Origin of the sequence: Fumia xinanensis, from assembly GCF_014384905.1 — a bacterium.
Lineage (GTDB): Bacteria > Bacillota > Clostridia > Oscillospirales > Ruminococcaceae > Fumia > Fumia xinanensis.
The window spans coordinates 373,224-389,477 of the sequence record NZ_JACRSV010000001.1 but is presented as its reverse complement, the minus strand read 5'-3'; the positions used below and the strand labels follow the sequence as shown (position 1 = coordinate 389,477).

The window sequence follows — 16,254 nt, the reverse complement described above, 5'->3', positions numbered from 1 at the left end:
TTCCAGTTCGCGCCGCATCATTGCGGAAACAAATCAACAAGGAGAGATTTATCAGCATGAAAGAATTGATTGTGTCACCTTCCCCGCATATTCGTAGCGGAAATTCCACACAAAAAATTATGCTGGACGTCATCATCGCCCTGGTTCCGGCCCTCATCGCCTCGGTTGTTATTTTTGGGCCTCGGGCGGCGCTGATCACCGCCGTCTGCGTGGGAAGCTGCGTCCTTTTCGAATACCTCTGCCGGCTCATTATGAAGCGGGAGCAGACCATTTCCGACTTAAGCGCCGTCGTCACCGGCATTCTGCTCGCTATGAACCTGCCGGTCACCATCCCGCTGTGGGTGGCGATCTTCGGCTGCTTCATCGCAATCGTCGTCGCCAAACAGCTCTTCGGCGGCATCGGGCAGAACTTTGCAAACCCGGCCATTGCGGCCCGAGTCATTCTGCTCGCCTCCTTCTCCGGCTACATGACGGCGTATACCGTCCCCTTCGACCACGCAGGCGTTGACGCCGTGCTGGGGGCGACCCCTCTGGCACAGCTTGCCTCCGGCGGCGAAGTGCCCACCCTGCTCAACATGTTCCTGGGCGCAAAGGGAGGCTGCATCGGTGAAGTGAGCTGCGCGGCCCTTCTCTTGGGCGGTATCTATTTAGTGGCCCGCAAGGTCATCCACCCCATTACTCCCCTGATCTTTATCGGCACCGTCTTTCTCGGGAGCTTTCTTTTGGGGCAGGATCCTCTCTATCAGATCCTTTCCGGCGGCCTTTTCATCGGTGCTATCTTTATGGCCACAGATTACTCTTCCTCTCCCGTCACCATGTCCGGCAAGGCGATTTTTGCCTTTGGCTGCGGCCTTATCACCATCCTCATCCGGTTCTACGGCGGGTATCCTGAGGGCGTTTCCTTCGCCATTTTGCTGATGAACATCCTGACTCCTCAGATTGATAAAGTGACCCGGAAAATTCCCTTGGGGGCAAAACTCCAGAATCCGAAAAAGCTGAAAATCAAACGGATCGTCTTTTCTATCGTCGGTATTTTGCTGGCGGCGGGCGTTCTCGTCTGGACAGGCTTCACTTTGTTTAAAGGAGAAGGCTACGGCAAAGCGGAGCTTGAGGAATACGCTTCCGCGGCACTCCCGGAAGCGGACACCTTAAAACCCATCAAGGTTTCCTCCGATGACGAACAGCTTCTCTTCGCCTACAAAGCGGAAAACGGAGCCGGTGCCGCTTTGGTGGTCACCGCTGAGGGCTACAACAAAAAAGAACCCATTACCATGATGGTGGGCTTTAATCCCGACGGCGTCATTCAAGGTGTCAAGGTCATCGACCAGCATGAAACTGAGGGAATCGGCACCAATGTCGTCACCGACGAAGCATTTCTCGCCCAGTTTGCAGGCAAAACCGCAGAGGATTTGAGTGCGGACGTGGTGGCGGGAGCCACCTTCACATCCGAGGGGATTTTAAGCGGCTGCCAGAAGGCGGCGGAGCTCTATTCGTCCCTCCAATCGGAAATTTTAGGTTAAGGGGAGGAACGAAACGTGAAAACATGGCATGAAATTATCAAACCGACACTGGTTCTCATCGTTGTCTGCGCAGTCGTCTCCGGCGCCCTTGCTCTGACCTACAACCTGACCGGCGTGGCCGAGTTGGGCAATGGCTACACCCCGGACCAACTCACCGAATTTTCTGCCAAGGCCCTGCCGGAAGCAGACAAACTGACTGAAGTGAAGATTGAGTCCGAGGACGAATCCCTCCTAAACGTCTACAAAGCGGAAAACGGTGCCGGAATGGCCATCGTTTTGAATTCCAAGGGATACAGTTCCGACGGCATCACCATGATGGTTGGTCTCAATGCCGACGGCGTCATTCAGGGCGTTTATATTATCAATCAGACTGAAACCCCAGGCATCGGCGACAAGGTCGCCAACAACGAATCAGACTATCTGGATCAATTCGTCGGCAACAAGCAGGGCGAAATAAGCGCTGACACCGTGGCGGGCGCTACAAAGACCTCCAAGGGTCTGATCGCCGGCTGTGAAAAAGCGGCGGAGCTGTTTGCGAAACTGAAAGGGGAGGTGCTGGGCGCATGAGCTGGCTCAAAGAATTCTATAAAGGCATTTTAAAGGAAAACCCGGTTCTCGTCATGCTGCTGGGAACCTGCCCCACTTTGGCTGTCACCACCATGGCTTTCAACGGCATCGGCATGGGCCTTGCAACAACCTTCGTACTGCTGGGCTCCAGCATCGTTATCTCCTTACTCAAAAAAGTCATTCCCAACCAGGTGCGCCTGCCCGCCTTTATCGTCATCATCGCGGGCTTCGTCACCATTGTGGGATTTCTCTTACAGGTCTACCTCCCCGACCTTTATGGGTCCCTGGGCGTATTCCTCTCCCTCATCACCGTCAACTGCATCATCCTGGGCCGAGCGGAAGCATTCGCCAGTAAGAACAGCGTGGGGAAATCCATTGCCGACGCGCTGGGAATGGGAATCGGCTTTACCTTGGCCCTGTTCCTCATGGGTTCTATTCGTGAAATTTTGGGCCAGAACACCTGGTTCGGCATCGACGTATCCCTCGGCATGTTTGAACCCATCGGGCTCTTTATTTCCCCGGCCGGCGGATTTATGGTGTTCGGCCTGTTGGTAGCAATTGCCAACAAACTCTCCGGCTATAAAATTTCCAAGAAAAAAGGCTGTGCAGGCTGCCCTTCCAGAGGCGCTTGCCACGGGGAAGGAGAGACACGGTAAATGAAAGAAATTTTAGCAATTTTAGTCAGCGCCATTTTGGTCGACAACTTCGTTCTTTCGAAGTTTATGGGTATCTGCCCCTTCATCGGCGTTTCCAAAAAGACCAGCTCCGCCATGGGGATGAGCGTCGCCGTCACCTTCGTCATGGTGATGTCCGCCGCACTTACCTACCCCATCTACACCTACATTCTGGTGCCCAATGGGATGGAATATCTCCGCACCATGGCCTTTATCCTGGTCATCGCCCTCTTCGTCCAGCTGGTGGAAATCATCATCAAGCGGTTTATGCCCCCGCTGTATAAGGCTCTGGGCATCTACCTGCCCCTCATCACCACAAACTGCGCCGTTCTCGGCGTAACCATTCTGAACATCGACAGCGAGTACAACTTCGGCCACAGCCTCGTCAACGCCTTTGGCGCCGGTATCGGTTTTATGGTCGCCCTGCTGCTGTTTTCCGGCATCCGGGAGCGCATCGACAACGCCGACGTGCCCAAGATGTTCAAAGGAGTACCGGCCGCCCTCATCGCCGCCGGTATCGTGGCCGCATCCTTTATGGGATTTTCAGGCATCGTCGAGAACCTGTTCCAGTAGCCCCTTGCCTAAAACTGGTAGCCATAGGCGTCCATACGGACGATTCTAAAAAACTCCTGATGCTACGTCAAAAAGCATCGCAACAGACGCTTTTTCCGAAAAATCCCATTGTGCTAACCTATAGATACCAGTTCTTTAAAGGGATTCCCCTTGCCAAGGGTAAAAAGCCCGCGGCGATTTGTCAGATAGGAGAAATTCGACCATGGAATATATTTTGCCCATTCTGCTTTTTGTGGCGCTCGGACTGATAGCGGGTATTTTGCTTTCGATTTTTTCGAAGGTGTTTGCCGTCAAACAGGATCAGCGCGTATACGACATCAAGGACAGCCTGCCTAACGCCAACTGCGGCGCCTGCGGCTATTCCGGCTGTGAAGCCTACGCAAACGCCATCGTAAAAGACGGTGCCAAAACCAATCTCTGCATCCCCGGCGGCGACAAGGTTTCCCGCAAGATCAGTGAGATCATGGGTACCTCCTTTGAGGACGTAGCAGAACGAAAAGCCACCGTCCGCTGTAACGGCAAATGTGGAGCCGTCAAGGATAAATACATCTACACCGGGGCCATGTCCTGCGCTGCCTCCAACATGCTTTATAACGGCAAAAAAGAGTGTACTGCCGGCTGTCTGGGTCTTGGCGACTGTATCAAGGCTTGTAAGTTTGAGGCCATTGACATCATTGACGGGGTTGCTGTCATCAACCGAGAGAAATGCACCGGCTGCGGCATGTGCAAAGAAGCCTGTCCTAACGACCTCATCGGTGTGTTTGACGATGACAAGACTGTAGAAGTCATTTGCTCCAGCCATTTCAACGCCAAAGAAACTATCCGCATCTGCGAAAACGGCTGTATCGGCTGTCGTAAGTGTGAAAAGGTCTGCCCTCACGACGCAGTTCACGTGGTAAACAATCACGCTATCATTGACCACGACAAATGCACCTCCTGCGGCGACTGTGTCGAAGTGTGTCCCCGAAAATGTATCCACAGACTGTAAAAATACGCTTACAATAAACTATTACGGAGCAAAGCGCACGCTTTGCTCCGTTTTATTTTTTCAAATTTGTTTCAATTACCGAATCTTTGCAAAAGTTATCCATCTTTTTACAGAAAACATAAAATATTCACATTTTGTTGATAAGATAATGAAGAAAAAGTACCTCTTTTATCGTTAGATTTTAAGAATGGATTTCGATTTAATATCATTTTAGAAGATTGCCTTTATCTGCAAGGAGAGTGAAAATATGCAGAAACTCAGAAACAGTCCTTTCTTTACATCGAAACGGACTCATCTTATCTTTTTGATTCTTTTCCCCATCTTTATCTGTGGCATGACCGAATTGGGGCAGATGCAAAGCTTTGGAGAACTTTTAAATTTTACTTTCACCCGGTTCGGCATCATGGTATTCAGCACCTTGCTCATTACCGCCATATTCTGGTTTGCCAACTTCCTCGTCAAACGTGCATGGATCGGCGGAGTGATTACCGCGGTACTGTTTTATGCATTTTCCTGTATCGAATATTATAAGTACTTTATCTCTGGCGCTCACTTTTTATTCAGCGATCTGGCAATGACGAAAAATGTTGCAGACCTTACCCAGTTTGCAAGGCTTCACTTCAACCCGCTACTGCTTTTATCTCTTTTTCTCATCGCCGTTTACATCGTGTGTCTATGGCTTTGCGACGTCCGGATTGAGCGCAAATTCCCGGTGCGGGGAGCAATATCAGTGCTGATCGGGTTTATCACTACTGTCTCTCTTACCGTTCCCGCATTGTTTGCTCCAGTCTGCACTGTTTTTGGCATTGATAACACTTATAGCTATAACGCGTTTTCCGATGAAAAACGGTTTGCCAACAATAATCTGATTACTAATTTTGCAGTCTCCATCAACCAGCAGATAGCCAGCAAGGTGGAAGAACCCCAAAATTATTCTGAAGAACTCGTAAATAGCATGCTTACTGATCCAGACGCAGAACCAGTCTCAGAAGGCAATCTGGTCAAACCAAACATCATCTTTATTATGTCGGAATCTTTCGGCGATTTTCGTCAGCTTGAAGGAATGGACGTTCCAAAAGGCACTTATGACAAGCTGGATGAAATTAAGCAGGAAGCTTTTTCCGGACAGGCAATTGTCCCTACATTTGGCGGCAACACTGTCCGTACGGAATTTGAGCTGATGTTTGGCCTGCCAGTCAAATCTCTCAACAACGCTACAATTCCACATTCTCTGTTGCCCGCTAATGTAGAGCAGGACACCTTTGCCCAGATGTATAAGAAGGAAGGATACAACACCACCTATCTGCATCCGTTCAGTTCCAGCTTCTATGGGCGGGAGGAAGTCTACAGCGAATACGGCTTTGACCGTCTGATGTTTATCGATGACTTGACTGTCCCCGTCCAGAAACTTCGAGATTACGTAGACGATGATACCGTTTATCGTCAATCGGAACAGATTATGGCGGAAACAGAAGGTCCAGACTACATCCATATCACCACCATGCAAAATCACCAGCCTTATGGAAGCGACGACGACACCGAAGTGGGACTCTACCTCAAGGGTGTCAAAAAATCCTGCGAAGAACTCCAAGAATTTTTAAACCGCCTGAAGGAATCCAAAGAACCGACCATTGTTTTCTTTATGGGGGACCACTTCCCTTTCTTCAGCCCGGACAGCAATATTTATGCTGATTTAGGCATTACTGCCGACAACTGTGAGATTCTCTACAGCCAGACCTACCTTATCTGGAACAACTATGGCCTCACCGATGAGGGACTTCCGGCAGAAGATGTATCCGCCTTTTATCTGCCCCACATCATCTATCGTCAGGCGAGTCTTCCGGCTAACGAATTTACCGAAACAATCTTGAACGTCATGAAGGACGAACCGGTTTACTCGGTAGCTTCCCCAAAAGAAAACAATTCCCAGCTGCTGGATACTCTTACCTACGACCGCACCATCGGTATGGGATATTCCGATGAGGAAGTGGTGAATCCCTTTTCCCGAAACATAGAAAAATAAATTGATAAAAAGGACGGGGTTTGCCCGTCCTTTTTTCAAGGCGGCTTGTCTTTTCTAAGACAAGCCGCCTGTTTTTTTCGGAATGTACGCCTCCTCTCCTGCATATTCATGTTTCAGGCGGGATGCTATGAAAATTTTCGGGGCTTTTCCAGCGCTCCGGTCTATTTTGTCCGAGTCCCGCATACCATTAGATAGAAAATTACCATCGTTGTGCCCTCTTCACCGCGAGGACAAAACCGAAAGGAATGATTATGCACATGCCGGAATTGAATTTAACGAAGGACATCATTTGTGTCAATGAAACCGTGCTCGATTCCTCCACCGAGCAGTCGGTCGAGCTGGACTATCTCCTCCCCGACTATTATCCCAACATCTTTAAGCTCCTCAAAACCCAGATCGTACCCAAAATCCAGTCCCAGAAAGTTTCGGGGAACAAGCTTTACCTGGATGGTATTTCTGCGGTGAAGGTGCTCTACCTAGCGGAGGAGACAAACCGTATTTGTTCTATTGAGCAAACCGTACCTTTTTCGAAAACCATCGATTTGGCCTCGGAGTGCCAAAATCCAGTTGTCCGTGTAACAGCGCGCTGTTATTTTGTCAATGCCCGGGCCGTCAACCAGAGAAGGCTTGATATACGCGGCGGCATCAGCTGCAAAATCAAAGTGACCGAGCCCCGGGAGGCCATGGCGGTATGCGGCGGACAGGGAGCTGGGCTTCAATTCCACGTGACCCCCATGTCGGTATGCGATGGCAAGAAATACGCTGTCAAGCAGTTCACCGTCACCGACGAGTTGGAACTGGGGTACTCAAAACCCGCTTTTCAGTCCATGCTCAACTACCACTGCACTGTCTCCCCCACCGACTATAAGATCATCGCCAACAAGGTTATCTGCAAAGGCGATTTGATGCTGCATATCCTCTATATGCCCACAGGAGACGCCCCTTTCCCGGAGCCTATGGATTTTTCCATTCCTGTCAGCCAGATCGTCGACGTTCCCGGCGTCGAAGAGGATTATAACTGTGATGTAAGTTTCAGCGTAGCCTCTGTCACCTTCGAACCCAAAGCCACAGAAGGGGAAGAAAGCAAAATTTTGATGTGCGAATTCGTTATAAATGTCTTCTGTACCGGCGACCGGAATAAAGAAATTCTCTTGGCAGACGATGTGTACTCCACCCTCTTTGAAAGCGCTATGACCTCCATGCCGGTTTCTGTGGAACGATTTTTGCTCACCGTTAACCACACTGCCATTTGCAAACAGGCTCTGGATGTGGACAGCGACAGTTCTATCGCCGGTGTATACGACGCTTTCTGCACTCTGTCAGAATACACCGCCAAAGTAGAACAGGGCACGGTTCGTATCAATGGAATGCTGGAAGCTACCGTCCTCTGTTATGATAATGACAGTATGCCTTTTGCCATTGACAAGACTTTTCCGGTGGAAATCGCCCTGGACTGCACCCCCGGCACCGAGGACATCAGCTTTATGCCTATGGCCGATATTCTAAACGTAGGATACACCATCAGTTCTCCCACCCAGCTGGAACTTCGGGCAGAGGTCCGCGTCAGCGGCAGCATCTATCAGAAGGTCCGCTGCAATACCATCTCAGACGTCACTGTCAATGAGGAAGCTCCCAAGGATACCGCTTCTTCCTGTGCACTGCAGCTCTACTACGCCGACAAAGATGAAGGTATCTGGGACATTGCAAAACGCTTCGGCACCGCCATGACCGCTGTCATGGAAGAAAACGCTTTAGATTGCGAACGGCTGCCTGAACCGGCGATGCTGCTCATTCCCATGGTAAATAATTAGATGAATAGATAGGCGCGGCAAATTCGCGTCGGGAGAGCCGTTTTCCTATAAAGCGGTCTTGCATAAAAACAAGTCGCCAGCGGCGATATGGAGGTCGCGTGAAAATAAATTTTCACGCTCGTTTTTGAGCCTTTGCCGCGAAAAAAACAGCCGTAATTCCGCGGCTGTCGCCGAAATCGGCTCAAATTCCGAAGAAAGGAAGCTCTTTGCCGCAGCAATTTGAAAGATAGCTGCTAGCAAAGGCATGGTGATTTATATGGAAAATCAAAATATTTATCATGATATCGCCCAGCGGACGGGTGGGGATATCTATATCGGCGTAGTCGGACCGGTCAGAACTGGCAAAAGTACCTTTATTAAAAAGTTTATGGAGACACTGGTCATCCCCAATATGCAAAGCGACTTCATGCGGGAACGGGCAACCGACGAACTGCCTCAGTCCGCCGCAGGGAAAACCATTATGACCACCGAGCCAAAATTTATCCCCGAAGAAGCAGTAGAAGTGGAACTGGAAGGTAACGCGGCTCTCAAGGTGCGACTTATCGACTGCGTAGGCTACATCGTTCCCAGCTCTTTGGGCTACTTTGAAAACGAAATGCCTCGAATGGTACGGACCCCTTGGTTCGATGAAGAAGTTCCTTTCAACATGGCAGCCGAAGTGGGAACACAAAAGGTCATCAACGACCATTCTACCCTAGGGCTTGTTATCACCACCGACGGCAGCATCAGTGATATCCCCAGAGACGAATACGAAGAAGCCGAAGAGCGGGTCATTAATGAATTAAAGGGTATCCGCAAACCATACATCATCCTTTTGAATACCCAAAATCCCAATAGTCAAAGTACCCGGGAACTCCAGAAACAGATGGAGGAAAAATACTGCAAACCTGTCTACCCCGTCAACTGTCTGGAGCTAAGTGAGGAGGACATCAAGGGAATTCTGCAGAAAATTCTCTTCGAATTCCCGCTGAAGGAAGCTGCCATTGAACTGCCCCGCTGGATTATCTCCCTCGACAAGGATCACTGGCTAAAACGAGCGGTGTTTGAGGCCATTAAGGACGCCGCTTCGGGCATTCGTAAAATCAGTGAGGTCTCTTCTATCGGCGAAAAAATGTGCGGCTGCGAGCACATTACCAAAGCATCTGTCGACCGCATTGATTTAGGCAAGGGCCAGGCTAGCATCACCATCGCCCTCCAGCCTCAGCTCTTCTATCAGATTCTCGGTGAGGCGACTGGCCTCACGATTGACGGCGAAGCGGGCCTCATGCCATGTATGATTGAGTTGGCCGCCTGTAAGCGCGAATACGATAAGCTGAAAGGAGCTCTGGACGAAGTGGCCGCCACCGGCTATGGCATTGTCATGCCCACTATGGAGGAACTGTCTCTTGAGGAGCCGGAAATCGTCAAACAGGGCGGAAAATACGGCGTAAAACTGCGGGCCTCCGCCCCCAGCATCCACATGATGCGAGCCGACATTACCACCGAGGTAAGTCCCATCGTCGGCAGCGAAAAACAGTCGGAAGAGCTTGTGATGTTCCTCCTAAAAGAGTTCGAGGAAAATCCCAAGAAGATCTGGGAATCCAATATCTTCGGGAAATCCCTCCACGAGCTGGTCAACGAGGGACTCCACAACAAGCTCTACCGGATGCCCACCGACGCACGTCTCAAACTCCAGGAAACCATCGAAAGAATCATCAACGACGGCTGCAACGGCCTTGTCTGCCTGATTCTCTAAGGCAAAACCGCACATATGCGGTATAGCTCAAACAATCCAAAAGGAAGCGGGATATGCCCCGCTTCCTTTTTCGCGTTTCTCCCCCTTTGTCCGACCGAATATTTCCACAAAACGCCGCCAATACTTGACAGGCAAGTTAAAAACGAATATAATAGAGACAATAATTCATAGTCAAATACTGGGAAAATCGGCAGGTAAATTTTGTATGCCGGTTTTCGTGATGTATAAAAACAGGCTGATTACATGCAAAGAAGTCAAAAGGAGGTTCTCTATTGCTAAAGCTTCAAAACATCTCCTGGGTACTCCCTAACGGAGAAAAGATACTGGACGACGTTTCCCTCACCGTACAAAAAGGTAAACTGACGGTAGTCACTGGTCCAAACGGCGGTGGAAAAACATCTCTGGCCAAAATTATCGCTGGTCTCGAAAAACCCACCTCCGGCCGGATTTTCCTGGACGGAGAAGACATTACGAAGCTAGATACTACAATGCGGGCCAAAAAAGGCATTAGCTACGCCTTTCAGCAGCCGGTCCGATTTAAGGGCCTTTCGGTGAGGGATCTCTTAGAGCTTTCCGCAGGGGAAAAACTCAAGGAATCGGACTATTGCGAGCTTTTGGGCAGCGTTGGTCTCTGTGCCCACGACTATATCGACCGGGAAGTAAATTCGAGCCTTTCCGGCGGCGAAATCAAGCGTATCGAAATTGCGACAGTCCTTGCCCGTAACACCCGTCTTTCGGTTTTCGATGAGCCGGAAGCTGGTATTGATCTTTGGAGCTTTTCCGGCCTCATCGACGTATTCCAGAAACAAAAACAGAGCGGAGAGCGTTCTATGTTGGTCATCTCCCACCAAGAGCGGATTTTACAAATCGCCGACGAAATCATCGTCATCGCCAATGGTAAAGTGCGTACCACCGGTACCAAAGAGCAGGTGCTGCCAAGCCTGTTGGAAGGCGAAAAAGTAAATCAGTGTCCCCTGGGCAAGGAGGTCTAATTCATGAATAACATCACTGAAAAACTGCTCCAAATGATCTCCAACTGGAAGGAGGGCTTTAACGGCGCGTACAATATTCGTGAGAATGGTCAATGCGCCGGGCGCCAGTCTTCCCCAAATATTCAGATTGACTCAAAAGATGACGGTCCCGGCCTCGTCATTCACATCAAACCGGGCACCCAGAAAGAAACCGTTTATATTCCCGCCTGCGTCACCCATGGCGACGTCGACGACTTGGTCTATAATGATTTTTACGTAGGCGCAGGTGCCGACGTGACTATTGTTGCAGGATGCGGCGTTCATAACGACAGCGAAGAGGAGGCCCGTCACAACGGCATTCACCGCTTCTTTGTGGAGAAAGGCGCCCATGTGCTCTATCAGGAAAAACATATCGGTACCGGAACAGGCGCCGGAGTCAAACGTATAGATCCTGTCAGCGATATCTATCTCAGTGAGGACGCCATTATGGAGATGGATACCACTCAAATTGGCGGTGTGGATTCTACCGTCCGCAAGACCAATGCCGTTTTGCAGGCTCGGGCCAAGCTCATCATCCACGAACATTTGATGACAAACGGCCATGAAAAGGCCAAAACTGACTTTTCCGTGGATTTGAACGGCGAGGACTGCGGCATCGACCTGATTTCCCGCTCGGTAGCGCGGGACTTCTCCCATCAGGAGTATCACTCACAGATAAACGGCAACACCCGCTGCACCGGCCACTCAGAATGTGACGCCATTCTGGTGGGAAACGGTACTGTCAACGCCGCTCCTGAACTTTTCGCTGGCCATATCGATGCTTCTCTCATCCATGAGGCCGCCATTGGGAAAATTGCCGGAGAGCAGATTTTAAAGCTCAAAACCTTGGGGCTCACTGAGCAGCAAGCAGAAGAAAAAATTATCGAGGGATTCCTAAAGGGATAGAATTACATTAAAAAAAGCCGGTATTGTTACCGGCTTTTTTGTGGTTAACAATCCGGTGACAGTACGGTTAAAATTCTGAACAGCCATTGAAAAAGGTTTTCTCTCCTGTTATACTGAATACAAAATTTAGCCACCCCGAAAGGAGTTTGCCCACATGAAAAAAGTTCTCCTGCCAATTCTCTCCCTTTGCATGCTATTGGGCTTATCAGGCTGTGAAAAAATTTTAGGAGAGTCGGGAGACATGACCGTTTGGAACGGCACCCTCATCGACACTTCCAAAGTTGACGAAATTGATAACCTTATTGACGATAAGCTAACGGCCTTCCGTTATCAGGGCGATGTCCTTTTTACAAGTGAAGTCTTAAACTCAGATGCCAGCGGCTACAACACCGTTCCTTATTATGATACCGAATTCGGATATATTGACTGCAACACTAATAAATTCCACAAAGTTGGGCAAACAATTCCGCTCGCCGGTATCAGCACCTTTTCCTCTCAGGACCGTCGGTATCTCTATTATGTTTACGCTCAATTCCCGGAGGGTACTTCCTATCCCGAAAATCAGGAAGAGTACAACAAACTTCAGGAAGCAACTTCTACCACCATTCTGCAATATGACACCCACACAAAAAAACAGAAGGCTCTCCAGATAGAAGTACCCATCGCACTCTACAGCGCCATGGATGAACAAAAAGTTCTGGCCAATAGTGTCAGCGTCACCACCGGAGACATTCCGGAAAAACCTCGCGTCGCCATACTGGATTTTGCAAAAAACGAAGTGAAAGTCCTCTATGACGGAAGCGAGGAAGAGGAAAATCCCTGGTTCCAGACCCGGGCTGGAAACCGATATCTCTTCTCCCCTGATATTTATCAAACTGAAAATCCTTCTGTTCGCATTACCGATACCCAAAATTTTTCTGAGATTACCCTGCCGCTTGAATTCCCAAAAACAGAACAAGACGGGCACCGCTCATTTGAAAATATCGGCGACGTTTTTTACCTGTACACCTCCACTGATAGAAGCCGTTACGACGGCCTTTGCAAATATGTTCCCACAGAAAGCGGCTTTGAAAAACAAGACGCCGATATCAGTGAACTAGCGCCACGGTATACCTATTATAGTCAGTCGGTAAAAGACTATATGGACTCAAATTCCGAACAGTTCTTCACCATCAGCAATTCTGTTAGCGGCGAAGACACCTACCTTTCTATTGAACTGGAAGGCTTTGCTCCGCCGCCCCTAGCATATGGCAACATGCTCTACCCCACCACCGGAGAAAACTATATCCTATGTTCCGGAACCGATATGACTTGGGAATGGCGGCCCATTTGCACGTTACAGACCGACTACCAATTCTATTTTGTAACCGGAGAAGAAATTGACCGGGCGCTGGGTGGCAGTGAAAAATAAAACTTATCCATTCAAAGATACAAAAACAGAAAATTCCTTCTGTTTTTGTATCTTTTTCCTTTTCTGGGGAAACTAAAGGTAATGGAAATACCACAGAAAGGGATGATTCCCCATATGAAACAAGCTTCCTCCTTTCAAACAGACTATCAACTCAACACCCAAACTATGAACCGCTTGCTTCGCCTCAATGAGAGCTTTGACGTCATCGGCAGGGAAATTTTGATCGGCCGGCGCAAGGCAACTCTCTACTTTATCGACGGATTCGCCAAAGACGACATCATGGAAAAAATCATGGAATACTTCATGAAGATTGACGAGAAAAAAGAGTCGGAAATCCACTCCGCCGCCGATTTTTCCGCCCTCATGGTGCCCTATGTGGAAACTGACCTCATTACATCCGTCGATCAAGCAGTTACTGCCGTCTTATCAGGCACCATAGCCCTTGTGGTGGAAGGCTTTTCCCAGTGCATTCTCATCGATGCCCGCACCTATCCCGCCAGAGGGGTCACTGAGCCGGAAGACGACCGAGTACTCCGCGGTTCTCACGACGGTTTCGTCGAAACACTGGTGTTCAACACCGCTCTTATCAGACGGCGTATCCGTGATCCGCAGCTCACCATGGACATCACCCAAATCGGCGAGAAATCTAAAACCGATGTGGTCGTCTGTTACCTCAAAGACAAAGCCAATCCCAAAATGCTCAAAGCTATTAAAGAGCGCCTGTCAAGAATCGAAATCAATACCCTGACTATGGGGCAGGAAAGCCTGGCGGAATGTCTCGTCAAGCCTCAGTGGTGGAATCCTTTTCCCCGCATCCGCTACACCGAACGGCCCGATGCAGCCTCTGCAAGCGTCATGGAAGGAAGTATACTCATCATTACCGACAACTCTCCCTCGGTGATGATTTTCCCCACTTCCATCTTCGATTTTGTACAGGACGCCAACGACTTTTATTTTCCACCCCTTGTGGGCAGCTATCTGCGCATCGTCCGGATGGTAGTATTCCTTTTAACCCTTTTTCTGACGCCGGTGTGGTACCTGCTCATCCAAAATCCTGGCTGGATCCCGCCATGGCTTGATTTTATCCAAATTTCTGAGCCAAACTCCGTTCCCATTCTCGCCCAGCTCCTTATCGTCGAGCTGGTTATCGACGGACTCAAGCTCGCTTCTCTCAACACTCCAAGCGTTTTAAGCAACTCGTTCAGCGTCGTGGGTGCCCTGATTTTAGGAGACTTCGCCGTCAAGGCCAACTGGTTTGTGCCGGAGGTGGTGCTCTACATGGCGTTTGTCGCCATTGCAGGATTTACTCAGCCCAGTTTTGAGCTAGGATATGCACTCAAGTTTTTCCGGGTAATTCTCCTCGTTTTGACCGCTCTCTTTAATTTGTGGGGGTTCATCGGAGGAACCGTTTTGCTCCTCGTCGTCCTTTGCTGCACCCGCACCCTGGATGGAAGGCGCTACCTCCACCCCCTCATCCCTTTTCACGGCAAAGAATTGCTCAGCCTGCTGATTCGACGTCCCATCAAACAGAGCAAAAACTGAAAAAATCCTCCTGCTTTTGCAGGAGGATTTTTTCGTAGTATGGTTAGAAATGGGCCTATTTTATAAGCCTAAGAATTCTCTCATGGTATCAGTGATTTCCACGGCACGGGTATAGTTTTCCATTTCGCAGAAAATACGAATAAGCGGCTCAGTGCCGGAGAAGCGGCAGATAATCCAACCGCCGTTTTTAAAATAAACCTTACAGCCATCCATATAGGAGACCTTCTCCACTGCCTCGTCGAACTCGGGAAGTTTCTGCTCAGTAAAGAGCAATTCGTTGAGTTGATCTTTTTTCTCCTGGGAGAAACGGCAGTCGTATTCGCTCATCTCACAGTGGCCATAGGTATCCTTAATTTCTTTCAAAATCGCATTGAGCGGTTTTCCAATTGCACAGGTCATCTCCACAAGCAATGCGGCAGCGTAAATACCGTCTTTACCGCTAATATGACCTTTTACTGTTAATCCACCGGAGCTTTCGCCGCCGATGATAGCACCGGTTTCATCCATCTTCTCGGAAATCCATTTAAAACCGACGGGCACCTCGTAACATTTCTGCCCGAAACTTTCCGCCAAACGATCCAGCAGGTGGGTGGTGGCGATATTGCGCACACAGTCGCCCTTCCAGCCCTTATATTTTACCAGATAGTAATAAAGCAACACCAAAATATCGTTGGGGTGAATAAAGGTCCCCTCAGAGTCGATGAGGCCGATCCGGTCGGCATCGCCGTCGGTGCCGATTCCCAGGTCATAGCCGCCTTCCACTACCATGTTAGACAGCCTCGAAAGGGTCTTAGCGGAGGGGGAAGGCAATCTGCCTCCAAATAAAGCATCGTGGCGGTCGTTGATGACGTCTACATCACAGCGGCAGGTCAGAAGGATCGTCTGCAAAGAGGTTTTAGATACTCCAAACATGGGGTCCAAAAGAACCTTGACGTGTTTGCTCTTGATTTTTTCAATATCGATAACTGACAGAATGCTGTCAATGTAATCGTTCATAGGTTCAATCACTTCGACGAGGCCCTCTTTCAGAGCTTCGTCAAAATCCATCCGGCGGATCTGGTCCTCCGACACCTTGGAGATATAACCTTCTAGATCGTTTGTGACTTCTTTTGTAGCATCGCGTCCGCCTTCGGTGAAAACTTTTACGCCGTTGTATTCTGCCGGGTTATGAGATGCGGTGATAGCCATACCGTATTTGGCGCCAGTCTTTTTGACAACGAACATAATCAAAGGAGTCGGAGCCTCAATGTCGATAAACTGCACGTGGATGTCGTTACCGGCAAAAACGCTGGAAATCCACTGAGCGCCGATGTCAGATAGAAAACGACGGTCGTATCCGATAATCAGCGGGGTGTTCTCCACATGCTCATCCTGCATTTTATGTACAAGTCCCTGGGCCAGAAGCTCCAGGTTCGCTTTTGTGAACTCATCGCCGATAATCGCACGGAATCCACCTGTGCCAAATTTAATCATAGCTTGCATCTCCTCTGTATT

Annotated in this window: 13 protein-coding genes and 1 pseudogene; 13 read left to right on the top strand and 1 reads right to left on the bottom strand. The window is 49.5% G+C overall.

Annotated elements, in window-relative coordinates:
• Positions 1-56: 56 nt before the first annotated feature.
• The 13 genes and pseudogenes from H8710_RS01815 to H8710_RS01755 form a co-directional block, all read left to right on the top strand.
• Positions 57-977, top strand: a pseudogene (locus H8710_RS01815) (RnfABCDGE type electron transport complex subunit D); the annotation flags it as partial.
• A 252-nt stretch (positions 978-1,229) separates the two neighbouring features.
• Complete coding sequence (locus H8710_RS13515; protein WP_488154045.1) at positions 1,230-1,520, top strand: FMN-binding protein; 291 nt, start codon at positions 1,230-1,232, stop codon at positions 1,518-1,520.
• 15 nt (positions 1,521-1,535) lie between these two features.
• Entirely contained in the window at positions 1,536-2,087 is a 552-nt protein-coding gene (locus H8710_RS13425; RefSeq protein WP_249293679.1) for an RnfABCDGE type electron transport complex subunit G, read from the top strand.
• Positions 2,084-2,743 carry an electron transport complex subunit RsxE gene (gene rsxE, locus H8710_RS01800; RefSeq protein WP_249293678.1) on the top strand — a complete coding sequence of 220 codons (660 nt, stop codon included), beginning with the start codon at positions 2,084-2,086 and terminating at the stop codon, positions 2,741-2,743. Before H8710_RS13425 ends, rsxE begins: the two co-directional genes overlap by 4 nt.
• Positions 2,744-3,334 (top strand): electron transport complex subunit RsxA, encoded by a 591-nt coding sequence (rsxA, locus tag H8710_RS01795; RefSeq protein ID WP_249293677.1) that lies wholly within the window; start codon positions 2,744-2,746, stop codon positions 3,332-3,334.
• Positions 3,335-3,536: 202 nt separating this feature from the next.
• Entirely contained in the window at positions 3,537-4,322 is a 786-nt protein-coding gene (locus tag H8710_RS01790) for an RnfABCDGE type electron transport complex subunit B (protein ID WP_249293676.1), read from the top strand.
• 247 nt (positions 4,323-4,569) lie between these two features.
• Positions 4,570-6,345 carry an LTA synthase family protein gene (locus H8710_RS01785; protein WP_249293675.1) on the top strand — a complete coding sequence of 592 codons (1,776 nt, stop codon included), beginning with the start codon at positions 4,570-4,572 and terminating at the stop codon, positions 6,343-6,345.
• A 251-nt stretch (positions 6,346-6,596) separates the two neighbouring features.
• The gene (locus tag H8710_RS01780) at positions 6,597-8,156 is read left to right on the top strand and encodes a DUF3794 domain-containing protein (RefSeq protein ID WP_249293674.1); all 1,560 of its coding nucleotides are present in this window, start codon (positions 6,597-6,599) and stop codon (positions 8,154-8,156) included.
• Between the two features lie 256 nt (positions 8,157-8,412).
• Positions 8,413-9,891, top strand: coding sequence for a stage IV sporulation protein A (gene spoIVA, locus H8710_RS01775; RefSeq protein WP_249293673.1), 1,479 nt, complete (start codon positions 8,413-8,415; stop codon positions 9,889-9,891).
• A 272-nt stretch (positions 9,892-10,163) separates the two neighbouring features.
• Complete coding sequence (locus H8710_RS01770) at positions 10,164-10,883, top strand: ABC transporter ATP-binding protein (RefSeq protein WP_249293672.1); 720 nt, start codon at positions 10,164-10,166, stop codon at positions 10,881-10,883.
• A gap of 3 nt (positions 10,884-10,886) precedes the next feature.
• Complete coding sequence (locus H8710_RS01765) at positions 10,887-11,807, top strand: SufB/SufD family protein (protein ID WP_249293671.1); 921 nt, start codon at positions 10,887-10,889, stop codon at positions 11,805-11,807.
• 154 nt (positions 11,808-11,961) lie between these two features.
• The gene (locus tag H8710_RS01760) at positions 11,962-13,218 is read left to right on the top strand and encodes a hypothetical protein (protein WP_249293670.1); all 1,257 of its coding nucleotides are present in this window, start codon (positions 11,962-11,964) and stop codon (positions 13,216-13,218) included.
• 114 nt (positions 13,219-13,332) lie between these two features.
• On the top strand, positions 13,333-14,760 hold the full coding sequence (locus H8710_RS01755) for a spore germination protein (RefSeq protein WP_249293669.1): 1,428 nt from the start codon (positions 13,333-13,335) through the stop codon (positions 14,758-14,760).
• Positions 14,761-14,820: 60 nt separating this feature from the next.
• On the opposite strand, the gene H8710_RS01750 is transcribed toward H8710_RS01755, so the two are convergent.
• Positions 14,821-16,233: a phosphoglucomutase/phosphomannomutase family protein gene (locus tag H8710_RS01750; RefSeq protein WP_249293668.1), complete on the bottom strand. Its 1,413-nt coding sequence runs from the start codon at positions 16,231-16,233 to the stop codon at positions 14,821-14,823.
• Between the last annotated feature and the right edge of the window lie 21 nt (positions 16,234-16,254).